Source organism: Brevibacillus porteri (assembly GCF_003013475.1).
Lineage (GTDB): Bacteria > Bacillota > Bacilli > Brevibacillales > Brevibacillaceae > Brevibacillus > Brevibacillus porteri.
Window position 1 is genome coordinate 214,095 of the sequence record NZ_PXZO01000010.1, and the last position, 23,666, is coordinate 237,760.

20 protein-coding genes are annotated in these 23,666 nt (G+C 46.1%); 6 read left to right on the top strand and 14 right to left on the bottom strand.

Annotation, left to right across the window (positions count from 1 at the left end; all coding sequences use genetic code 11):
• Positions 1–28 precede the first annotated feature (28 nt).
• Together C7R92_RS07945 and C7R92_RS07950 are read left to right on the top strand one after the other, a co-directional pair.
• Positions 29–586 carry an RNA polymerase sigma factor gene (locus C7R92_RS07945; protein WP_106833822.1) on the top strand — a complete coding sequence of 186 codons (558 nt, stop codon included), beginning with the start codon at positions 29–31 and terminating at the stop codon, positions 584–586.
• Entirely contained in the window at positions 583–2,337 is a 1,755-nt protein-coding gene (locus C7R92_RS07950) for a DUF4179 domain-containing protein (RefSeq protein ID WP_106833823.1), read from the top strand. Before C7R92_RS07945 ends, C7R92_RS07950 begins: the two co-directional genes overlap by 4 nt.
• A 232-nt stretch (positions 2,338–2,569) precedes the next feature.
• Here the strand turns inward: C7R92_RS07950 and C7R92_RS07955 are convergent, their stop codons facing one another.
• The 4 genes from C7R92_RS07955 to C7R92_RS07970 form a co-directional block, all read right to left on the bottom strand.
• Positions 2,570–4,165, bottom strand: coding sequence for a SagB family peptide dehydrogenase (locus C7R92_RS07955; protein WP_106833824.1), 1,596 nt, complete (start codon positions 4,163–4,165; stop codon positions 2,570–2,572).
• Between the two features lie 23 nt (positions 4,166–4,188).
• Positions 4,189–6,132: a TOMM precursor leader peptide-binding protein gene (locus C7R92_RS07960; protein WP_106833825.1), complete on the bottom strand. Its 1,944-nt coding sequence runs from the start codon at positions 6,130–6,132 to the stop codon at positions 4,189–4,191.
• Positions 6,132–8,048 (bottom strand): putative thiazole-containing bacteriocin maturation protein, encoded by a 1,917-nt coding sequence (locus C7R92_RS07965; RefSeq protein ID WP_106833826.1) that lies wholly within the window; start codon positions 8,046–8,048, stop codon positions 6,132–6,134. The genes C7R92_RS07960 and C7R92_RS07965 overlap by 1 nt, the downstream gene beginning before the upstream one ends.
• A 171-nt stretch (positions 8,049–8,219) precedes the next feature.
• Positions 8,220–8,444 carry a hypothetical protein gene (locus C7R92_RS07970; protein WP_106833827.1) on the bottom strand — a complete coding sequence of 75 codons (225 nt, stop codon included), beginning with the start codon at positions 8,442–8,444 and terminating at the stop codon, positions 8,220–8,222.
• Positions 8,445–8,805: 361 nt separating this feature from the next.
• Between C7R92_RS07970 and C7R92_RS07975 the strand changes: the two genes are divergently transcribed.
• Positions 8,806–9,513, top strand: coding sequence for a matrixin family metalloprotease (locus C7R92_RS07975; RefSeq protein ID WP_106833828.1), 708 nt, complete (start codon positions 8,806–8,808; stop codon positions 9,511–9,513).
• 291 nt (positions 9,514–9,804) lie between these two features.
• Here C7R92_RS07975 and C7R92_RS07980 read toward each other — a convergent pair whose 3' ends face one another.
• The 9 genes from C7R92_RS07980 to C7R92_RS08020 form a co-directional block, all read right to left on the bottom strand.
• Positions 9,805–10,338, bottom strand: a complete 534-nt coding sequence (locus tag C7R92_RS07980; protein ID WP_106833829.1) for a GNAT family N-acetyltransferase — start codon at positions 10,336–10,338, stop codon at positions 9,805–9,807.
• A 12-nt stretch (positions 10,339–10,350) separates the two neighbouring features.
• The gene (locus tag C7R92_RS07985; protein WP_106833830.1) at positions 10,351–10,968 is read right to left on the bottom strand and encodes a TetR/AcrR family transcriptional regulator; all 618 of its coding nucleotides are present in this window, start codon (positions 10,966–10,968) and stop codon (positions 10,351–10,353) included.
• 172 nt (positions 10,969–11,140) lie between these two features.
• Complete coding sequence (locus C7R92_RS07990) at positions 11,141–11,656, bottom strand: DUF6933 domain-containing protein (RefSeq protein WP_412678978.1); 516 nt, start codon at positions 11,654–11,656, stop codon at positions 11,141–11,143.
• A 25-nt stretch (positions 11,657–11,681) separates the two neighbouring features.
• Positions 11,682–14,843, bottom strand: a complete 3,162-nt coding sequence (locus tag C7R92_RS07995) for a hybrid sensor histidine kinase/response regulator (protein WP_106833832.1) — start codon at positions 14,841–14,843, stop codon at positions 11,682–11,684.
• A gap of 58 nt (positions 14,844–14,901) precedes the next feature.
• Positions 14,902–16,050, bottom strand: a complete 1,149-nt coding sequence (locus tag C7R92_RS08000) for an ABC transporter permease (RefSeq protein WP_106833833.1) — start codon at positions 16,048–16,050, stop codon at positions 14,902–14,904.
• Positions 16,047–17,177: an ABC transporter permease gene (locus C7R92_RS08005; RefSeq protein WP_106833834.1), complete on the bottom strand. Its 1,131-nt coding sequence runs from the start codon at positions 17,175–17,177 to the stop codon at positions 16,047–16,049. The genes C7R92_RS08000 and C7R92_RS08005 overlap by 4 nt, the downstream gene beginning before the upstream one ends.
• Before the next feature lie 15 nt (positions 17,178–17,192).
• Positions 17,193–18,131 carry an ABC transporter ATP-binding protein gene (locus C7R92_RS08010; RefSeq protein WP_069847123.1) on the bottom strand — a complete coding sequence of 313 codons (939 nt, stop codon included), beginning with the start codon at positions 18,129–18,131 and terminating at the stop codon, positions 17,193–17,195.
• 118 nt (positions 18,132–18,249) lie between these two features.
• Positions 18,250–19,365, bottom strand: coding sequence for a sensor histidine kinase (locus C7R92_RS08015; protein ID WP_106833835.1), 1,116 nt, complete (start codon positions 19,363–19,365; stop codon positions 18,250–18,252).
• A gap of 16 nt (positions 19,366–19,381) precedes the next feature.
• Positions 19,382–20,083 (bottom strand): response regulator transcription factor, encoded by a 702-nt coding sequence (locus C7R92_RS08020; RefSeq protein WP_106833836.1) that lies wholly within the window; start codon positions 20,081–20,083, stop codon positions 19,382–19,384.
• Between the two features lie 268 nt (positions 20,084–20,351).
• Here C7R92_RS08020 and C7R92_RS08025 point away from each other — a divergent pair, with 268 nt between their 5' ends.
• From C7R92_RS08025 to C7R92_RS08035, 3 genes are all read left to right on the top strand, one after another.
• Positions 20,352–21,137 (top strand): class I SAM-dependent methyltransferase, encoded by a 786-nt coding sequence (locus tag C7R92_RS08025; RefSeq protein WP_106833837.1) that lies wholly within the window; start codon positions 20,352–20,354, stop codon positions 21,135–21,137.
• A 145-nt stretch (positions 21,138–21,282) separates the two neighbouring features.
• Positions 21,283–21,894: a TetR/AcrR family transcriptional regulator gene (locus C7R92_RS08030; protein WP_106833838.1), complete on the top strand. Its 612-nt coding sequence runs from the start codon at positions 21,283–21,285 to the stop codon at positions 21,892–21,894.
• Positions 21,895–21,916: 22 nt separating this feature from the next.
• Positions 21,917–23,215 carry an MFS transporter gene (locus C7R92_RS08035; RefSeq protein ID WP_106833839.1) on the top strand — a complete coding sequence of 433 codons (1,299 nt, stop codon included), beginning with the start codon at positions 21,917–21,919 and terminating at the stop codon, positions 23,213–23,215.
• Positions 23,216–23,263: 48 nt separating this feature from the next.
• Here the strand turns inward: C7R92_RS08035 and C7R92_RS32775 are convergent, their stop codons facing one another.
• On the bottom strand, positions 23,264–23,659 hold the full coding sequence (locus C7R92_RS32775; protein WP_244195686.1) for a hypothetical protein: 396 nt from the start codon (positions 23,657–23,659) through the stop codon (positions 23,264–23,266).
• Positions 23,660–23,666 lie beyond the last annotated feature (7 nt).

Below are 23,666 nucleotides of genomic sequence, written 5' to 3' on the forward strand. Positions count from 1 at the left end.
AGCACCTTTTTGCAAGGAGGTAACAAGCATGCAGGACGATCGAGAGGTCATTGCGGAGGTTCTTCAAGGAAATAAAGAGGCTTATGCTCTGATCGTCAATAAATACAAGGGAAAAATCGGTTCGATTCTTAGGCGCACGCTCCACCATTCTCATGATGCCGAAGACATGGTGCAGGAGGTTTTTATCAAGGCGTACTACAGTCTGCCAGATTATAAACCCAACTACTCCTTCTCTGCCTGGCTGTATCGAATCGCGATCAATCGCGGGATTGACGAGCTGCGGAAACGAAAGCGGATGCCTTCCGTAACGGAGATGGATGTCGAGGTCAAAGACGAATGTCCGATCCCGGAGGAAGATTATCTGGAAAAAGAACAGCGTCATGCTTTGCGACAGCAGATGATGACACTGGACAAGAACTACAGGACGATTCTCGTTTTGCATTATCTCCAGCAACTAAGCTACCGAGAGATTGGCCACAAACTGTCTTTGTCCGTAGATACTGTGAGAATGCGCCTTTCCTATGCCAGGAAAAAGCTGCGAGACCAGCTAAGCAAGCCGGAGAAAAAAGGGGGAACCCCGCTTTGAATTGCCTTACGCAAAGACAGCTGATCGCCTACATGGAAGATCGTTTATCACCAGTGAACAAACGAAATATCGAAAGTCATCTCGATCATTGCACACACTGCCAGCACCAGCTGGAGCAATGGATCGATGAGCTGCACCAAACGGAAGAAACGATGTGGGAAGACTCCCTCTCAGCAAATATGGATCAAAAGATTATTCAGATGCTCTCCCCTCATCCCGTGAGAGTATTGAACCCTGTTGTCCCTTCACACCAACCACCTACGTGGAAACAAAGGAGTATCACGATCATGAAAAGAATGACACTTGCCGCCGCTGCATTAACCGTCGTCGTATCGGGAGGAATGCTGGTCTCCCCGACCTTCGCTAGTTATGTCCATGCTGCTTTTACGAACAGCCCGATTAGTAAAGCTGATCCTGTAGCTCCTGTGAGCAATCGTATTCTTCAAAAGTCCGGGGACTCTGGTATTGAGCAAGCAGCCAAAAAAGGGTTCGCTCAAACCGTGAATGTAAGTGCGACCGACCAAGGTATCACATTTGAGGTAAAGGAAGTAATGGCTGATCCTCTGCGCATTAGCATAGCTGCTATTGTAAAAGACAAGAATGGCAAACCGATGGACAGTTTTTTGACCGAAATGATCAGAAGAGATAACAAGGAGCAAGTCATTACAATCAAAGACAAACAAGGGAACGTACTGAAGCCTGTTGAGTCGTCTGCAAATGAAGACACTCGCAAACCAAATGAAGATTGGCACAATGTTATGAATGTAGATACCGGTTACATGTCCTTGGATCGTGAGCTGCGCAGCTACTTTGATGATATCAGTGAAATTCCGGACGAGCTGATTGTAGAGTTCAACATGAAACAATTGGACGACATCAAAGGTAACTGGAAGTTGTCCGTACCTGTTGACATGAAAAAGGCAAAAGCCGCGACGAAGACACATGAAATCAACAAAACATACACAACTCCGCAAGGACTCAAGCTGGACGTAAAACAGATGACGTTTGCACCGAGTGGGGTGGAAATGGTCATAGATCGCTCGACTACGGATAACCAGCGAAAAGAATACAGCTACGCGTTAGTCAATGAAAAGGGCACAGTCGTCGCCGCTTGGGATTCCAAGGCTGTCATCCGTGAAGCCAGCAAACAAAGCAATGTCATCCCATATTTGAAATGGGATCATAGCCGCTCTACTGAAAATGGAACAAGAGACTTCCACTACTTCCAACCAATCGACGCAAGCCAAAGCCTTACCTTCAAGCTGGGGTCTGTATATACAGAGGAAACCGCTAAGCTGAACGCGAAGTTGGACGCCAATCGCCTCGAAAAGAAAGAAGTCATCACAGCGGAAGACCAGGGAGATCAGTTTACTTTCAAAAAATATCAAAAGGATCCAAACGCGGTCGTTGATTTTGAAGGCTATGACGGTCATCACCGCGTGAACGACGATGGGACAACTACGAAATTGGAAGGCTACGACCTGGCATTCGAAGCAACTCTCTCTCCAGATACTGCCGCTATGGGCCCCTATCAATACTGGACCATTATGGATGAAACTGGGAAAAAGTACAAAGACATCGACTACTTAATCGATAAGACTGAGTATGAGAATAATCGGGCAATTTTTGGAGGTACGATCTTCTTAGAAAACCTCACAACCATGCCAAAGCAATTGATCATTTCTTCCGAGAAACGAATGGTTGAACACAAAAATGTAGAGTGGGAAGTGCCGATTTACGCCGGAAAATAAGAGACACCCTTCATACGCAAAAGGCTGGTGGTACCTAAACCGGGAGATAAGTTCGTGGTAATATCCCCTAATGGTAGACAACGTAAAAAAGACATCTGCTGAAGATGGATTTAGACGTTGTGATCGGAGGGGGATTTTTTCATGGGGAAAACGAAACGACCGCTCCCCAGTGGAATATGGGGAAACGGTCGCTGCGTAATTGATGTCTTTTTAAGTGTGCTCCAGCTCCTTCCTATACGTACAAATGTCCGGTTAACTTATTGGGTAAACGATAGGGCCCAACAGGTACTTGTATTAAACAGCTTCGGTTTACATTCGTGATTTTGTAGATTTTATCGCATGTTTTTGCATCATACTCGAGAAGCGGATGGCCTGCCAATCCGATCGAAGAAGCTACCAACAGTAATTTTTGTACAAGTATACCCGCTTCCATTTGTTGAATACGATATCCTCTGTATCCGAGTTTATGTCTGTAGTAATGATAGTCCCCTACCACATGCAGGCAGATCGGAACATCGAGTAAATTGAAGTCGCTCCTATTTATTGCTTGTTTTAATATGGGGCGATGGTCTCCAAGACGAATGAGCCTTAATTTATGGGAAGGATAGTCATAATAATAGGCGCCAGCAGGAATATCCTCCACAAAATAGAGACAGCAGTACAACGAAACTCGAGACCTCGGTTGTTCTTGGATTTCGGGGATATCTATTCGATCCAGATCATTTCGGTAGAAGAAAGCATTTGTCGCCTCACGCAAGAGAGTGGCTAATTGCTGTTGACTCACTTCGCGTAAAACGAAGTGCTCACCAGGTGAAAACCTCTTTCGGCTTGCCTCCATGAGATCCCAGTTTAAAGGTTTTACGTTTGGTAATGCCAAAGAAGGACCTCCAAAGGCAGGCTTTTTTTCTCCCCGTACCCGCTGAAAGCAGTCCGTTGATTCGAACTTTGATGCTTCATTCATTTTTATCAGCATGGGATATTTTCTAATCCTTCGAGAACGGTTATAGGAATGATGCTGAACAGCGGGTAACTTCCGATACAATTCTTTATCCCAGACAATTTCTATTCCTTCACGCTTATGGGCAAACCAATTGATATCTGATTTTATCGAGAGAGGAATCACCGCATATACGCTTTCTTCCCATTGGTTCAGCCCCAGCAGATGATTGACGGCTCGATCGAGAAATTGATAGTAAACACTTGTTGTAAAACCAAACCTTTTCGCTGCTTCAAGCAGCTGGCCAATCACTACCCCTGCATCCAAACCTTGGAGGCGGTACGACAGATTATGATACTTAAAGAAATTTTTCCAAAACATTGTCGATACAAATACTGCAGCAAAACACTCTGACATGTCACAATAGTAACCCAGAGCCATTGTCAGATATGAATCGCAATTTCCTTTGCGCAGCAATACCAAACGATGATGGGCAGCGTCGTAATGGTACACTCCCGCGGGCAAGTCATCCATGTTTAAATACACGTATAATTCGCTTGGATACAAAGCCCCTCCCGAAGGAACAAATCTTCGGAATAACTCCTCTGATCTTTGGTCGAAGGAATCCCAATCATTACCTGGATCAGACACTCGGGTAAGACCAAATGTGACCCAGAGAAAATGGCCAAGATCACGAATGGTTGGCTTCGATGATTGTTGATTTCTGCCGTGTTCAAGAGACAGCGGAACTTCTAACGAAAGCGGCACGACAGGCAGTTCTTGATAGATCTTATAAACCAAAGGGGAATCTCCCCAATCTACTGTCCAGTCGGCGGGGATAATTTTTTCGACGTCATACAGCAGATTGTGCAAAAATACATCCCTGCGCATACTTTTTCCTCCTACTTCAAGACCTATGGAAATGGATGCGGATGGGGATTCAGTTGTTCATATGTCAGGGGATGTTTGGTATAGCCAAGCTGCATGGGTACTTTCAAGGCACGATCCAGTCCTGTTACGCGGGTTAAGTGATAGCCAAACGTCATCGGCAGCATCCCAGGGATCAGAACTTTCACGCTGTACAGTTTGTTTCTGATCATTTCTGGTGTCGTCTGGTTAACCACTATCACTTCGAGGTTTAATTGCTTAAAAATCTGCAGAATGCCTTTCAAATCATCCGTCAGGTCATGATGACCTGCCTGCAGCTTAAACTCCTCGTCAAATGTTCGCATGGGTCGATCATCATGAAGCAAAAAGTGCAGTCGCTCTTCCGCTTCAGGCAGACTGTACAGCATACCATGGTCTTCCATGCTTTGCACCAGGAAGGGATCGTGCAGCATTTGCAGAAACTCTTCCCGATGCATTTCATATTTTTCATCCAGTGTTAACAGCATGTCGGCCAGTTCATGCACCGCGGTTTTTACAGCTCGCAACGGATCCGGATGAGACCCGGCGGCACAGACGAGATTGACTCCCTTCTGTTTCCTGTTTTTCGTAATGGCCCAAACACTTGGTATCCCATTCTCCATTGTCGCGTTATACAAATACAAATCGTAACCTGCCACTGCTTTTATTCGCTCAATCATCAAGAGCAATTCTTTGTCTTTCGCAGATTCAGGATCAAGCCGCGGTAAAGGCAGTTGTGCGTACCATGTCAAAAGAAATGCGTCTCGTTCCACCACTTCCAATATACCGTAGAAAATAGCCTCTTCTAAACAACTGCCTAACGCGCAACCATTGGAGTTTTCATAGACGAAGTCATCTTCCAGGGCGTAGTAGGCAATCGATTCTGGTACCAAGATTGGCTTCTCCTTAAAAAATGAATAACCCCATACCCAATTCATGAGCCGTTTTGGATCAAATCTTTGGAGAGGATAGTCAGGACTTGCATATTGTTCCTCCGAATGCAGCCCGATCTTCAGCGGGTTGAGCGCGTGGTCTTTCACCTTCTCATAACTGTCGCAGATGACCGTTCTTTTGCCTCGTGGATGCAGACCTGCGTATCGCTCCAATGCCTCCAGGATGGCTGTCAGTTCACTCTGCTCATAAGAAAGAGTTCGCCCGGCTGCTCCTTCATTAGACGTTATCATCGGCAGATTCACGCTCATGACGGCAAATGGGGTCAGGTGGTCTTTGGTTTTTTGGTTGATCATGCCAGTTCGAAAATCGAGATATTCCTGAATGAGGACTTCCTTAAAAACATCTAGCGAACAGATTCGATAACTGTTGGGATTTGACTTTGGTCTTGGTTGAAGAGTAATACGTGCGGCCTCAGGTGTATCCTCAGGCAATTCCCCACATACCTCACACATTGGATTTGGCAAAAAGAAGTGCGCTGAGGTCGCCAGAGTTTGCAAGTTTACCAAATGGATTCTTGTTCTTTGTACTGTATATGGGCGACTGCCCTGTAAAACTCTTTGCGCTTCCGCTGTGATCATGTTCGCCAATTGGTACATTCCCGTATTTGATGCCCATGCATCACGCTGTCGATTCTTTTGATTTTTCAGCTGGAGTTGAATTTCCCTCAGATTTCTCCGGTTATTGTGGGCCATCAGTCTTCGGAAGTCGGCACACTGCGGACATCCTTGCATACCTGGTCCCACGAGTGGCCCTACTACGCCCTCTCCAAATGAAGCAAAGCCTCTTAACCAAGGAATGCCAGCCTTCTTAAACACCTCTTCAGCCTGCAGATAAATGGAAGGATGCCAGAAATCATGCAGTACTAAAGCCAATTCCACCTCTTGGGGTATATCAGCCTTACAATCAGGCTGCTGCACGACACTGTATTGACTGGACAGGTTTCGATATACGAAATCCGCTAACAATCCCTCTCCGACAATCATCAGGACTGTGCTCATCAGGATTCATCCTTTCGCAAAAGCACACCAAATACTCCTGCCAATTCCTCTTTCAAGACTTGCTCCAATTCCAATTCACAAACAAACAGCTCTTTATTGTTTCGTCTCAAAGAGGACAAGGCGGCTTGCAACATTTCGGAGTGTGCTGCCTCTTCAACTGTGGGGATGACCAAACTGTGTGGAAGCTTTTCTTTTACTACAATGGAGGACGGATTAATCCCATATGTCGTTGTTTGGCTAAGAGATGGGTTATGGTATACCCATAACGCCTGCTGCAATGCGGTGCGCAATCCCATAGTCAGATGTAAGCATACGCTGTAATACCAGCGATCATTTGTGCCTATCCAGACTATCGGGAAGCCTAATATTTCCTCCCCCAGGCATACCGTCGGTGGGCCGTTCATGATTGTCAGAGCCTGTAAGTAAAAAAGAGAATGTTTATCTTCTATTGAGTTCAGCTCAACTGGATAAACAGCAGTTTGGTGGTTTTCGAGATGTTTACGCAGCTCTGCTGTCAAGCTCTTTTGCAATCCTCGGGTAACAGCTTCCGGAACTGTCTCACCCGCGCCTATTCCAACAAATTCCTCAGTCCCAAAAAGCGGTTTAGCCATTCTCGATGCATACGCTTCAATTCCCGCCAATCCCGCTTCACGCCTAGCTCCATCATGCGTCAAAGCTGAACAAACAATGTCAGCAAGTAACTCTACCGGACCTTCGGATAAGGGATCAACTACTACCACTCGGCATTGAGCCAATGGGAGTTGTTCCAAATCCCCCTCGTCCCAAGTATGAAAAATTCCTGTTTGATCCGATGTTAACGAACCAAAGAATGCTGGCAAATCATATGAGCCATTTTGATGAAGACGTTGTTCAAAAAGTAGATTCGTGTCCTGCACCCATTTCATACGTGCACCACCAGTCACCAGAGGGTGAGGGGTAAACGGATGCCACTCTCCTTCCATCGTCTCCAAATTCATGAGAAAGATTTTATTTTTCTGCCCAGATGTCCCTGTAATAGTCTTAAGCAATTCAAACACGACGATGTTTGCTAACATGGCAGCGCAAATGGGAGAATAAGCGCTGAAACAAGAGCCGTTGTTGAATGAAGATCGGTGGATTCGGCGCCTGGCCGATTCAAAACATCCATCTGCATCTGGACGTAAAACTGGACCCGCAATTCCCACTTGGTCCTGGCAAATAGCTGGAATAAAGATTTTGTTTTGTTCCTTGCAAATCGAATAAAGCACCCGCAATTCCTCAAGGTCGCCTTCTTGTTGTACATATAAGACAACTTGAAAAGTCTGCACAGCCTTCTGCCAACCATCCCGATCATTTTTTTGCAGGTAAATTTCCTCTAGCTTTACCTCGGAGTCCTCTTTTCGAGCATGTGCTGCCAATTCCCACAAACGTTCCCGATTGGTCCTGGTGGAATGGGTAGTGGCTATGTATATGGCAGGCAATCCTGATTCCAACAATGCTGCAACCAAAGCAGAAAGTAGGGGACCAGAGCCGACGGCCAGCACTTTGGTTTGACGGTACAACTGAAAACGATAGACAGCGGAATCAGTGAAGCTGTTCAAAAATTGTATCTGAGGAGCGTATTTCTCCATAATCTCCTTGGATAACTGGTGTGGAAGCTGACTGCTCCAATCGTGGACAAAGCCGTTTTGGTACAGCATGTCTGCAATGTGATATATGTGATCTCTACGCTGGTCAGACAGCCCATTTGTCAATTCTTCCAATGTATGATCCCCGTTAAACAAGGGCATCAGTTTTTCAATCCACTGGTGAATTCCCTTCCCTTCCATCTGAAATGATCCTAGATTGTTTTGAAAATACACACGGCCATCTGGATCAGGAACGTAATACGTATCCCCTTTTACTTTTAGTCGCATGGATGGGTTGACAGATGTCATTTTATGCCTCCTCCCGTGACCTGATTTCGGAAATATGTCTTTCACAACTATTTTGATCTTATGCTCTGCAATTTGTCCTTCTTGTCAAAAAATGATGGGGAAGAAAAAAAGCCATAACCCACGATAATCATGGGTTATGGCCCTTCTATCAGCATATCTATATCTTACCCTTTAGACGCCTGTCTCAACATTAGCCCCAACATCTGGGTCTGCATCTGTCATAACATCTGTCTCTCCAACCACATCTGTCTCTCCAACCGCATCTGTCATAACATCTGTCTCTCCAACCGCATCTGTCTCTACAACCGCATCTGTCTCTCCAACCGCACCTGTCTCCGCATCGATATTGGTACAAGTCCCCAGAATCACTACTACTAAAAAACATGCTGCTTGCATCGATCCTGCTTACTTCCATACTTTCAAAATCTCTCCTGAAATCACTGCTCACTTGTTTTCCTCCCTTTTTCATGTCCTAGGGCATTACTTAATAACCCTAATTCTCCCAACGTATGATCAACAAAACCTACTACAAGGGCATTAGAGTACTTCAATTCGTCTTGCTGCAAGATATTCTCGGAACAACTTGTTCGTCACTTCATTTCCTTAATTTAGGTATTTGCCAAGCGTACAAAAAAGTCCAAGAAGAGTGCCTCTGGAATGCTAGGCAGATCTTGAACCAAATTTAGATTTTTTACATAAGTAATAAGCAGGCAAGGAGTAAGGCAAAGGCAGTCCAGGAAGAAAAGAGTGATCAACAATGTCTAACTCTCTAACGAGGAGAAAAACCGCACATTTCTCATTAAATGTTATTGTACAGAAGGGTGCATTTGAGGATTTGGAAATAGCCAAGTCTACGGTGAAACAAAACATTGCCTATGCGCAACATTATTTTGATAGGAATGCTGAAGTGAATGGTTTTCCATGGTTGAATCTCGTGTTTCATGAAGAAAATGATGTCTTCGAAAATGACAGGCTTCAGCATAGCTTCAACTCTTCTCAGGACTTACGGGATTTTTTTATGGAAACCGCTCGTGCAGGAGGTTGGAGAAAATCAAAACAACGATTACCTTGTATTAACATCTACTACCTTATTGCAATCCCTCCTGATGGTATAGCTGCTGGCGTTCATATACCCGGTGCTGCAACATTCTGCAATCTGCGGGCAATCGAAAAACTATCTTTGTTGCTGCAAAAATGGAAGAGGGCCAGCCCTTCAGAACACCTTGCCTTGTACGGTATTATTAAGAATCGCCCTTCCGTTTTTCTTAATGCAAACGCTATTGCGCCATCTACATTGGCTCATGAGATTGGTCACATCTTGGGGTTAGGCCACAGTTCAGAACCGAGTAACCTTATGTACCCCATAGCTAATCAACGAATTCGATGTGAACTAACCTATGAACAGAGCATTTGTTTGAGAGATGGAATATGGAAGTACAGTCATGGGTATTTTCCGTTCCTATGACGATCGCAAAACAAGAAAAAAGCCCCCCGTTATACGAGAGGGCTATAGGCTGTCGCTAAGGTGAACTCCACCCCGTCAAGTAGACAGTACAAATAATTAAAATTGGTTAAGCGACCTTGGTCCTGAATTCCATGGGCCTATTATCTATACACCTACCTCAGGCGTCTTACCCGTTTATGGTTGAGCGCATAACGAAGTACCTCAGCGTGCGTTTCCGGTATTACTTCGGTGAAACTTTCCTTCCTCTAAAACGCGGTCGCTCCTCCATGAATAAGCATCGGTATAGTTTTTTCACGAGATATATTCCTGCTGCAAAATCCCCATGTGCACGAGATCATGCCATTTTCCCTCTCGAAACAAAAACTGCCGCGAAATCCCCTCTTGCTTGAATCCGAGCTTATCATACAGCTTTATGGCTTTTTCGTTAAAGGAAAAGACGCGTAGCGACACCCGATGCAGATTCATTTCCAAGAATGCATAATCCAGCAGCAGCTTCAGCGCTTCTCGTGCATACCCTTTACCCCAGAATTCCTTCTCTCCAATATCGATGATGCACTCCGCATTGCGGTTTTTCAGGTCGATTTGAATGAGGGAGGTAATCCCGATCGGTCGATTGGTATGGCTGTCTACGATCATGTAGCTCTTCGAGGAGCTTGCTTGCAGGATGACTTGATTCACAAACCCGCTCGTATCGTCCCAGGTATAGACGTCCATAGACGGACTCGTTGTCCGCATGACTTCCACGTCATTTCTCCACGTATGGTAGACATCCACATCCTCCCCCGTCATTTTTCTCAGATAGATTTTCTCTGATTGAAACAACATTCTTCCCCCTCCTTATTGAACCGGTCCCAGCATCGCTCTCAATGAAAACAACAGTGCTTCCATCTGCTCGGACACCTTCGTTTTCTCTGCGCCCAAATGCGCGGTATCCAGCATCAATCCATCGATAACCGAGATGAGATAGCGAGCAATCGCCTCCGGTGGTAGCTGTAGCTTGAACTCACCTGTCGCTGTCCCATGCGCGAAGAAAGCTGTCAGCACATCTACCATTTTTTCATAGCGAGTCGTGATGTATGGATAGCTCTGTTGCTTTTGCTGATCTCTCAGTGACAGGAAAAACTCTGAGTTGGCTTGGGACAATGTTTGTTCGATTTTCTCGATCTCGACCTGCTGTTTGGAGACCCATTTGGTGACTTGCTGCCAAGACAATTCACCAGCAATTGGTGTGAAAAACTGTACATCCTGTTGATCTTCGAATTGCAGCAGCTCCAAATATAAGTGCTCCAGGTTATCAAAGTAGGCGTACAAGGCACCCCGCGATACACCAGCCTCGTTCATGACGTCTTGCATGGTGGCCCGTGTATAGCCTTTTGTGATGAACACACGTTTTGCCGCTTGTAGCAGTTCGATTTTCTTTTTGGTTTTGTATTCGTCGCTTACTTTTGGGGCCATGGGGTTGGGGCCTACCTCCTTTGAACAAAATATACACAGATGTCGTTTTTGTTGGTGAGATTATTATAAACGACATTAATGTCGTTTTTCAACCTTTCATGGATCGGCTTTTTGAATCTGAGCATCAAAAAAGCATCCTGAATCACTCGTGAAAGTGAGGATGCTTTTGGTACTATAAATTTTCTAACGCTTCCAGCATTGCTAGTCTGGGAAATAGTTGCGGCAATTTAGTCATGATGTAATCATTCAAAAACCGATTCACCTGATTAATACCCAATTCATTGCTCTCCCTCATATTCCTATCCATATCGTCCTGTGCAATCCATATCATGTCATTCATTTGACTAAGAATGCTTCTATCACTTGTTTCAGTATAAGTCGCCTCACCGACATTTTGTAAATACTTCTCAATTAATGTTTGGGCGATTCCTTCTGCGAGAAGGTTCTCTGCGATTTTTTCTTTCACCAATTGATCAAAACGATTAAAATCTGCCCTCTTTAATCCATGCATAACGAAATTGTATCTTGTTTCGTTATTCATCACCAGCACACACTTCCGCCGTTGATATACAAACAGGTGAGCGTGCCATCTGTATAAAGGCTCCGAAACTATTTTCTCTTTATCAGACACAGTAACTTTCAGTTCTGCTATAAGCTTTTTGGTGCATTGAAAAGTAATGAAGACGATTCACCCCATTTAAGAAGTTTCGAATTTACATCCGATCTGGTATCACAAATGACACCGTCGTACCATCATTCAATTTGCTCGTGATACACAAGCCCTTCCCGTACATTTGCGTCAGTCTCCGATTCGTGTTAGACACCCCGATTCCGCCTCTCTCCTTCTTCGACAAGTCGAGAATTTGCCGCACAGTCGCTTCCTCCATCCCGATACCGTCATCCTTCACCTCAAAAAGAGTGGCGTTCTTTTGCCGGACGATGCGGATATGGAGAGCTCCCCCCTCTATTCGGGTAAGAAGACCATGGTTGATGGCATTCTCAACTAACGGCTGAATGGTCAGTGGCGGGATGAGAAGATCGATATCAGGCTCAACCTCCCACACGATCTGTAACCGCTCGCCAAATCGTTCCTTTTCAATGTAAAGATAGGCTTGGACGAGCTCTAGCTCATGGGAGAGTGTGACTTGTTTTCCCGTGTTCAAAAAGTCGAAGCTGATGTGCAAGAAGGCGGCAAACGCATCCCCGAGTTTACGCATCTTCTCCGTATCAATGTCACTCAATGCCATAATCGAGCTAAGAGTGTTGAACAAGAAGTGCGGGTGAATCTGCGCCTGCAAGTAGGCAGCCTCCAGGCGCAATCGTTCATCGACTGTTTGCTTGAGCGTCGTCAACGACCAGACGCGATATTTCAGCTCCATGCCATCGACTGGTTTGCATACATAGTCATTCGCACCAGACAAATACCCGGTATATACATCCTCAGACTGGCTGCGTGCCGTTAAGAGCAAGATCGGAAGCTCGGAAACAGAGAAATGCTCCCGGACCTTTTGCGTCAGCTCGTAGCCCGACATATGCGGCATCATGACATCGATGATAAGCAAGTCCCACTGCTCTGTAAAAAGCAGATCGAGCGCGTCTCTTGGCGATGTGCACGTAGTGATTTGGTAATGCGAGGATGAGAGCATTCGATCCAGCACCCTTAGGTTAACCGGGTCGTCATCGATCGCTAATATGTTCGCCTTTCTGTCAACAGATGCATGCGCAGCCGTTTGCTGAAAAGCCAAGATATCTGGGGCTTCACTATGCCTCATCTGGTTGCTAGCCGTCACTTGATTGTTCTTATCCATCTGCTCCACATATTGGCTCTCTGCTGCCTTCATCTCATCTGTACTAACCACGGGCAGCCAGAAGCTAAATACCGAACCTTTGCCCGGTTCAGAGTCGACTCTCAGTTCGCTATCATGCAGATCTACCAGCTGTGTACAAATAGCAAGACCGAGGCCGATTCCTCCCCCATCGTTCGTTGCTTGCGCTCCCTGCTCATACGGCAAAAATATTCGTGCCTTGGTCTGCTCATCCATCCCGATTCCTGTATCGGATACATAGATCGCCACCTGTCCGTCCACGATCTCAGCAGAAACGACGACAGATCCTTCTTCTGTGAATTTCAGTGCATTGTGAACAAGATTGAACAGAATCTGGACTAGCCGCTTCTCATCTGCCAAGATTGGCGGGATAGACTCTGGTATGTCCATTTTCAGTTGAACAGGCTTGCCTTCTACCAGGTAGGTGAGCATGCTGATGATGCCGGAAACAATCGATTGAATATGCAACGGCTTCTTCTGCAACACGATATGCTTGTCCTGCAATCGTACGACATCTAGCAAATCGTCCAGTAAATGCGACATTCTGCGGCTGATCGTGATTAAGAGCTCCATATCCTGCGTGCTGCGACCGCCCATGACATGCCTTTCATTGTTCACGACAGTCTGGGCGATATTCATGATGCCATGCAATGGCGTTCTCAGTTCGTGAGAGGTATGGGCGAGAAACTGGTCTTTGAGCTTGTCGGCTTCTTTCAATTGCTCCGTTAGCTGTGCCTTTTCCTCTGAATTGCGAAAGAATCGCTTGAACCAATAGGCAGAAAAACTGACAAGCGCAGCAATCACGTCGAGCGGATAAAACACGTACTTGATATCGATGACTTGATATTCCATGATTGCGGACCATATGACATTGGAGAAAATACTCGTTGCAGCAATGAGCAAAAACACAGCGTCATGCTTGTTTTGCATGAGCATGCGGCTGATCCTGAATATAAATAGCACCAACGGGCCGAAATAAATCATGACCAAAAATGGCGTCCCAGCTAAAACATACACCCATTGTGCCGTTCCAACTACGATGACTGCCGAGTATAGACTAAGCATGAAAAGATACGCCCTGAACGGTTTGGAGTATTCTTTCTCCCCCTGATCAGTTAAGCTTCTGACCAATAATATCATCAGCAAAGGCTGCCAGATGTAGGCAAGCACTTCCACCTTGATCGCCCATGTATAATCGAAGGGAATCCAAAGCAACAGCAGGTTGTCATAATCAGACACACTCTTTATTCCTACACAGGAAAGCAACAGCAAAAACACCAGAAACTCTTTGTGACGGGCGTTAAATATATACAAGATGCCGGCATACAAGCCATGAAGCAATAGGATGAGGAAGGTTGCCATCTGGAAGCCGATAGAATTCCAACGTTCGTTGTCAACAGTGGCCTGCGACCCGAAGTAAATCGATCTGACAAGGCCCCCTTCGATTGGATTATGGAAGTTGGCAGCTCGGACAAGCACTTCAATGACCTTCGCATCATCTGCATTGTACGTAACCGTGAAGGATTGCTTCCGCGGTGTGTACTCTTCCACTGTTGCCGCAGGCACTCCGACTCTGGCTAAAATCTCTCCGTTAACCTCTACGGTGGAAGATGCCTCCACTTGCGGAACCCATAAGGTGTATGGCTGATTTAGCGGTTGATCGACCAAGATCCGTAAACGGTATGTTCCATAGCCATACGATGACGGAGAGTCCCTGGAAAAAGCGCTGCTCCAATTGCCAGGTACTTGAACGTATTGTCGTTCGTCATTCGATGATTGCTTGAAATCTTCATGCGTGATGAAAGAATCAGGGAAAAACTCCCATTCCCCATCCAGCGAAACGGACGGGGAATTCTCAAAGTCCCACCCGCGCATATCAAGAACCCCTTGAACCACAGGCGGATGCTCTGGAAACGTATGAAACGAAAACCAGAACATCCGAAGCCCTAGTAGAAATGCTAAAAACAAGAGAAGAATCAAAAGATACTTACTTATGAGTGCTTTTGATTGACTCCGATTATGGTTGCTTCGCTTTATCATAGTATGCATCTTTCGACACGCTTCGGATTATCCCTTGTCAAATTGCAGTTCCACAGTCCTATTTTTCTCACACAAACTGTCTACTATCGTTATTTCGCCCAAACCGATAGATGGCGATCAAGGCAAAAACCGACGCGAATGCGAGCAAAATAGCTATGTGCAAATACAAACTCCCCAGACTATACCCTTGTTGAAGCTTATTCACCATATCGAGCAACCAATGCTGGGGCAAGAATGTTGAAATTTTGCGCACGGTGTCCGGCATGATTTCCATGGGAAAGAAGCAGCCAGCCAGGAGGCACGTCGGTACAATGATCAGGTTGGAAATCGCTCCGGCACCTGCTCTACTCTTCGCAAAGGCAACGATCATCAGAGAAAGTGCGATTGCCCCCAGCGCGAACACGAACAACGGCAGAATCATTTGACCATACGAGACGCCTGCATCTATGCCGAAGACGTTTTTCATGACGAGCAAGGTCACGATGATTTGCAGCAGCAAAATAAACATGCTGACGATAATATTCGAGAATACATAGGATCTGGCCGACATCGGTGAAGAAAGGAGTCGTAAAAAAGTGCGATTCCCTTTTTCTTTTAAAATGATCTCTGACATGTCCACCGCTGAAAACATCATGAACATAATAAGGAATCCAATCGATTGATTCGTCATGCGCGTCACGTTTGAGTTGTTTTGAAGCGTTACCGTACTGAGCTTGTAGCTTTGCTCGTGGTATGCCGCATACAGCTTCGTGAACTTAGCCTCATCCGCTTGTGCCGCTTTTCCAATCGCGGCAAGATTGCCGATATAACTGTGCAGCATGGCCTTCACGTAGGCAGTAACCTGTTCACCTTTTACTGATACCATATTCAAGTGTGCTGGCGCCCCTTTTCGAACACTAGCAGCATACCCTGACTCGAAAACAATTCCGCTATCCAGCTCACCAGAAACGATTTGTTCACGCATCGTTTGTTCATCGATGACTGTGACCTTGATATGATTCAAACTCTCGATAAACCGGATTGTGTCCTGCGTGATCACCTGGTCCCCATCCTGATTGATGATTCCTACATGGATCGTGCCGCTGCCTGCATTGCTGTAGATGGTAAGAGACAGCAGAACCCCTGCGATCGGCAAACCCAAATAGGTGAACCAGCTTTTTTTGCTGCGAAACGTCTCCATCAGCGTTTTCCGAATTAGCCATAGCATTTCACTCATACAAAAGCACCCTCCCTTCTACGCATCGTGATAACAGAAAAGATGATAAACGCCATGGCAATGCTCACATTCATCGCAATCGCGAACCATGCGCCTGTCGGATTGTCTGTGTAGATCATTTGCAGCAGACCTGTATTTACCCAGTGAAGGGGAGAAAGATTAGACAGGAGGCTGAAGAAGCCATCGGATTGTTCAATCGGAAAATAGGCACCGCCTGCAAAGGAGGCGACTTGCGTAAAAATATTATTGATTGCCCTTACCCCTTCGCCTTTGAAAAGAAAACTAATACCGAGGCCCAAGCTGACCGCAAGCAGTACCTCTGTCAAAAGCACCAGGATAACCATCCCGTAATGGCTGCCCCAATCCGCTTTGAACACGAACTTGCTGAATAAGAACACGGCTAGTACGAAAAACAGGTTGATCACCGTACAACCGATCACTTTTCCGGTAAAAATAGCACCTTTGCTTACAGGTGCTGCCATTAAACGAATGGCCGTTTTGTTCGTTCGCTCTCCGCTGAATAAATAACTGGCATTGAACATCGCGTAGAGCCCGATCATCGTGGTCATTGCCATCGCGTAATAGTCGATGGAGCCTGGTTTTTTATTCGAATTCAAGGTCGTGTCACGAATAAATTCATTGTTTTGTCCGGTAGCTGAAAGAGTAGCCGCAGCAGTCTCTGGGTCTACCTGAAAGGCTGCGGATGCGAGCGAGTAACGATCTGCAAAAACAGTTAGCATCCCGGCAAGGATATTGCTTCCGATCGCATTCTCACCGCTTCCATAAAACTCAATCCCTTCATCACTGACAACTGCGTACCCCGTAAAGCGATTCGCTCTTACTTCCTCATGCCCGTCTGTGCCTGATTCCGCTTCAACGACCTCGACTCCATTTTTTCCGATAGCTTCTATAAAAACGTTCCACCCCGTCGATACTTGCGCGTTCGTCCAGTTGCTTTTAAACAACAGGCGCATGTCATCCACAGTCCTCGTGTCATTGAATACATTGGATAGAGCCGTACCCAATATCAGCATCAGGATGATGGGAAGTGCCAACATAAACATAAACGTTCTCTTTTCGCGAAGGCTGGACTTGATTTCTTTTACAGCGATACTCCATATATTCATGGCAAAGTCCCTCCTCTAGTCTCGCAAGTTTCGACCGGTTAAGGTCAAGAACACAGTCTCCAGATTCGGCGCTTGCTCTTCAATGGAGCGGATTTCTACCTGGTCCTTGATTAATTGTTGAATGATCCGGTTCAGGTTGTTGATCTCCGTTTTCGATACGATTTTGATCGTATTCTCTTCTTGAAGCACTGCATTCACACCAGGAATCGCCTTAATACCTTCGAGGTTTAACGGTTCATCTGCTCGGACGCCAATCCAAATTTCCTTCGCGTCGGTAATAATCGCTTTTAGCTCCTCCTTCGATCCTTCCGCGATGACTTTTCCATGGTCGACGATGGCAATACGGGTGCAGATTTCTTCAACTTCCTCCATGTAATGGCTCGTATAAATGATCGTGCAGCCCATGTCGTTGAGCTTGCGTACCGAATTCAAGATATAATTGCGCGAATGAGGGTCAATCCCGACAGTAGGTTCGTCCATGATGATCAGCTTCGGCCGATGAGCAATGGCGCAAGCGATGTTTAACCGACGTTTCATCCCGCCAGAGAAGTTTTTGGGAAAGCTAGTAGATTTGTCACCGAGACCTACGAATTCAAGCGCCTCTTCCGTCCGTTCGCGAAGCAGTGATCCACGCAGTCCGTACAAGCCAGCAAAAAACCTCACGTTTTCATAGGCCGTCATATCCTCGTAGATGGCGATATCTTGTGGTACGATACCGATGTTCATTTTGGCGAATTTGCTATGTTTCTCAATGTTTTTTCCCAGCAGGGTAATCTCACCCTTTGTTACGCGCAACAGGGAGGCGATCATGTTGATGGTCGTGCTCTTTCCCGCTCCGTTGGCCCCTAAGAAACCAAAGATTTCTCCTTCACGCACATTCAGAGACATATTGTCGACGGCGACGAAATCACCGAATTTTTTCGTTAACTGACGAATTTCCAATACATGACTCACATCACTCACTCCCTTCGTGGCTATGTCTGCATTGTAATAAAAAAGGATGCCCCTATGTCAGTGCATAAGTTCATCCCTTGGCACATGAGAATTCTCATGTTGTTTCTCATGATCTTTTTCATTCGTTGCGATAAGGCAAGAGAGTGGTCACGCTAAAGCCGCGCGTACCGTCTACAATCACCGTTCCACCAGCGGAAGCAGCTCTCTCCTCCATCCCGAGAATGCCAAGCCCTTTTACAATCTTTTCTGCGCCGGCGCCATTGTCTGTGACCACTGCTTTTATGAATGTATTCAGCACCCGTACCTCTAGGGAAATCACTGTCGCCTTCGCATATTTGAGTGAGTTCGTAACCGCTTCCGTTGCATTTTGCTGGATGATTTTCCACTGAAGCGGTGTAATGACGTCGATGTCCCCGGCAAAAGTAAGCGTGGCTGTCACTGTCTCTCTGGCAGACAGCTCATCGACAAATGACCGGAGTCGATTGATTCCCAGTTCCTCCGGCCGTGGCTTTACTTCCTTGAGTGTCACTCTGATTCGCTCCAGCCCTTCCTTCGATATCGTGATCGCATTGCGGAGCAGCTCGGATGCCTTGTCCTGATCAGTCGCCATCAGCAGTCGCGACGCTTCCATTTGTATCAGCGCACCTGCAACTGCATGTCCCACATCGTCGTGAATTTGTTGAGAAAGGCGATTGCGCTCCTCCAGTTGAATCGTGTAAGTCGACTGGCGGAAGTATTCGCTACTTTCGTTCAAGGAGCGGGTCAAGCTTTGTAAATCCTCTCTCATCTTCTCCCGTTCAGCTTCTAACCTGCCGAGCTTGTCAGTTAGCCTGCTGCCACACCTATACAGCAAAAAGCTAAGAAAGGCCGTTAATAAATACAAGGGCACCCATTCAGATGGCACCATGAACAAAGGCAACAACATACAGAGAAATACGACCATCCGCTGCTTACCTGCCAAAAAAGCTAGCTCTAAAACGTTGATTGGCAAGAGCAGCATAAACAACGGATCCAGCACGAGTCCACTCGCTATCACAAACATGAGGGATAGACAAACAAACCATTGCTTATGATTCATCTGTTTCAAAATGAGAATAGTAAGATTGATAGCCAGATACAACAAGTACACGAGAATTTGCCACGGGTCAACTTCAGAAGTGGGATGAGCAAGAAAAGAAGTCACGATGATAAAACCAAGCACCGCTGTCTTATTCGCCATTGTCCATAACGCCATCGGTTGTGACCTCCTTTCAATCAGACATGTTCGTTTCGCCCGTCAAATAATAGATGGCGATCTGCGTGCGGTGTTCAAGCGCTGTTTTATTGAAGATGGAAGTTATGTAATTCGCAACTGTCCCCTCGGAAATATACAGCTTCTTCGCGATTTCTTTGTTCGATAGTCCCTTGGCGATCTGCTTCATGACATCGAGCTCCCGTTCCGTAAATAAGCTTTGGTCGATTTTGCTTTCGGTAGGGTTGGCTGCTTTCGTTTTGGAAGGAGCAGTAGCGGACACGGTATCCGTAGCGTTCTTCCCTGTATTCAGGTTCATTTTGATCTTATCCAGGACGACATCCTGCAGCACATGATGGTTGTTATAGACACTCTTGATGGCATCTCGAATGCGGTTGGGATCATTGTTTTTCAATAAATAACCGCGTGCCCCCGCTTGAATGGCTTCGAGGACAAATTCGTCATCGTCAAATGTGGTCAAAATGAGCGGTTTGACCGTAGTCTCGGCAGTCAGCACACGAGTCGCTTCCACTCCATTCATGTTCGGCATCCGAACGTCCAAGAGTGCTATGTCTACCTCGTTCTGTTTACAAAACGTCACCGCCTCGACCCCATCCTCCACACTCCCGACTACTTCAAACTCCTCGAAGCTCGTCAGGATGATTTTCATGCCTTCGCGTATAAACGAATTGTCGTCTGCGATCAACACTTTGATTTTCAAAGCAGCTTGCCTCCCGTCGAACAAACCCTCGACCGCATAAAGAGCGGACGTATCTATTTTTCCCAATATTACCACTGTCCCGCTTTGCTTCACAATTGTAGAATCTCGCCACCAATTGTTCTCACTTTCACGTCACACATGGAAAAATTAACACTTCGAAAATATATAGACACGAATGAGCTGTGTCAGTATCATAAATTACCTGAGCCCTCGTAACCAACATACCTGGGCCAATTTTTTGAATGGAATACTCTATGGAGGGGAATTTGTGGAAACAGCACAACTAAATAAAACGGCTTGGAACACTGGGGCATATCAAGCGTGGCTGAAACGCTTTGGAACACCTGTTGAGGCAGCGGTCAAAATTAAAGAAGACCCCCAAAAGCGAATCGGTAAAGTATATGAGCACATGGGGGATATTCGCGGCAAAAAGATTATCAATTTACTCGGTTCAAATGGAAATAAAGCCGTTGCGCTTGCCTTGCTAGGTGCCGATGTGACCATCGCCGATTTCTCTTATGAGAATGAGCAGTACGCCAAAGAACTGGCTGCAGCTGCCGACGTTGACCTGACTTACATCGTTTCGGATGTATTGCAGCTACCTCCAGATGCATTGTCTGGTGAGTATGATCTCGTTTTTATGGAATTCGGTATTCTTCATTACTTTTTGGACTTAACCGAATTATTCCAGGTGGTCAACTCGCTCCTGCGAAAAGGCGGCGTGCTCGTCCTCCAAGATTTCCATCCGGTATCCACAAAGCTCATCTCCTCACGCGGAACGACTGCTACTATCCGCAAACATAAAGTAACAGGCGATTATTTCGACACCTCGCTTGAGGAAAAGGACATTGCTTTCTCCAAATTCCTTTCAAACGGGATGAATGACACTGAATCAAAAGTATTGTTACGCAATTGGACATTAGGGGAAATTGTAACGGCCATTGCAAGCAAAGGGCTGTGCCTAAAAATGCTGGAAGAGCTCCCGAACCTTTCCTCGGAAGTTTTTGACAAAGGAATCCCGAAAACCTTCACGATTATCGCCGAGAAATTATAACGAACGTTTGCCATCATCTTACTAAATTCCTAATACCGAACAGAGGAGACTTACCCTCCTCTTTACTTTCAAGCACTTATAGACTGACGGTCAGTCATATGGTAATCTGTATCCAACCACTTACTGACAATCGAAGGAGGCGCCGATGAAAAGAATCGTAAAAGACCCCACAACACGGCGAGCAGAAATATTGGAAGCCGCCGGGGAGCTATTTCGAAATCAGGGTTATGTCCATACAACCGTGGATGCGATCATTCAAAAGGTGGGCGTAGCGAAAGGAACCTTTTATTACTACTTCAAATCGAAGGAAGAAATCCTCGAAGCATTTGTCCAGTCCATGGTCGATACACTTTGCGAAGAATATAAAAAAATCGCAGATGACTCTACCTTAAGTATCATGGAGAAGGTTCGCCAGATGCTGCGCAGTCAAAGCCAACCCATCGACAAGCTAGACGAATGGATGGAAAGCTTGCATCGCCCTGAAAACAGAGAGCTTCACGAGCGTCTGAACATCGCCATTATCTTGAAAGTTGCCCCTGTCCTTGCACAAGTCATTGAACAAGGAAATCAAGAAGATGTCTTTCAAGTGGAAAATGCCTTGGAGACCGTTCAGTTTCTCCTCGCTGGCTCACAATTTTTGTTGGAATCAGGCATTTTTCATTGGGAGCATGAGGAGCAGACAAAACGATTACAAGCCATGCAGGTGATTATTGAAAGGTCACTAGGAGCTGCGCCGGGGTCCTTCTCGTTTCTGTGATGGATGAAAAGGAGGAAAGACAATGATCGCTCATGATAAAGCCTTTCGTAGATTCCTGATCATTTGGTCAGGGCAGCTTTTATCAGCTATCGGAAGTGGACTTACCGCTTTTGCCTTGGGTGTCTTTGTTTTTCAACAGACCCAATCTACCACGAGCTATTCGTTCATCATTCTCTGCTCTTTTCTCCCCTCCTTCCTTTTACTTCCCTTTAGCGGGGTGCTGGCAGACAGATTTGACCGCAAAAAAATGATGATCATTGGCGATATTGGTTCCATAGCTGGTATCTTGTTCATCTTGCTTGTCACGCTGTCCGGGCGTATGGAATTATGGCACATCTATTTGGGGGTCGGCATCAGCTCGCTCTCTGCCGCTATTCTAAACCCAGCCTTTAAAGCAGCCGTATCTGATCTGGTTTCGGAAGAGATGTACTCACAGGCAAGCGGGCTCATCCAACTGGCAAGTTCCGCTCAATATCTTATTTCTCCACTGGTTGCTGGGTTTCTTCTCAGTGCTTTTGATATCCAGCTCGTCTTACTCATCGATATGATGACCTTCCTTCTAGCTGTCGGCGCCGTGCTGATGATTATGAAACACGATGCCACTCCCCAAAAACAGGAAAGACAAAGCTTTTTTCGCGAAATGTCTGAAGCCTTCCGCTATCTCCTTTCAAAGAAAGGGGTTTTCTCGTTAGTTTTGTTAATGTCCGTCGTGTGCTTTTACATCGGACTGCTGCAATCGCTTTTTGGGCCTATGATGCTGACATTAACTGATTCCAAGACGCTCGGTATTGCTCTCTCTGCATCTGCATCGGGCATGCTCGTCAGTAGCCTTTTGATCGGACTCTTCGGTATGGGTAAGAGCAAGGTGATCATGCTGTCCTTCTCTCTCGTACTTGCTGGGTTGTTTTATGCCCTGATGGGTGTGTTCACCTCCGTTTGGCTGATTATGGTTTTTGGCTTCCTCTTTTTCATCACGCTTCCCTTTGTAAACACGAGCCTCGAGGTTCTCATCCGGACGAATGTCGAGAATGAACGACAAGGCAGAGTATGGTCGATGATCACGGCTATTTCGCAAATCGGGTTCGTACTGGCATTTGGATCGGCAGGATTTTTGGCGGATCATGTATTCAATCCGTTGTTTGATCCAGATCGATTGCTTGGGCAAACGGTCGGGCACATCATCGGAACGGGTGCCGGCAGGGGGATTGGTTTTCTGTTTATCGTCTCGGGGATACTTGTTGCGATTCTTGGAATGATGATCGGGCGCGCGAGGAAAATTCATGAGCTGGAGCAACAAGCATTGGAAGTGATAAGAACATAGACAAAAATAGATAGCATTTCTCATTCGCTCACGAAGCTATGGGATCTGCTATCTTTTTTGTGTTTTACCAACACTTTTGCCCATGACTTTGTGGGAGGACAGCGGCATTCGCCACTTTTCTGCGTCTGAAAACAAGCTTATTTCCCCTATAGTTCGTCCAGTCATGTCCAAGCGGCATTCATAAAATATGGTAACAAGCAACAAGGAGGTGGATGTATGTCTTGTGGTTGTAATGATCGAGAAAAAAAACACGAGATTGAAAAAGATTGTGACACAGACATAGAAAGGGATTTCGATAGAGACGTGGACGAAGATTTTGACAGTGACCATGATCGTTGTGGTTGTGGTCGCCGCCGTCGTCGTCGTCGTCGCTGCCGTTTTTGTTCCTTCTTCCGTCGCCGTCGTCGCCGCTGTCGTTTCTGTTTCCTCCGCTGTCGACGTCACCGACGTT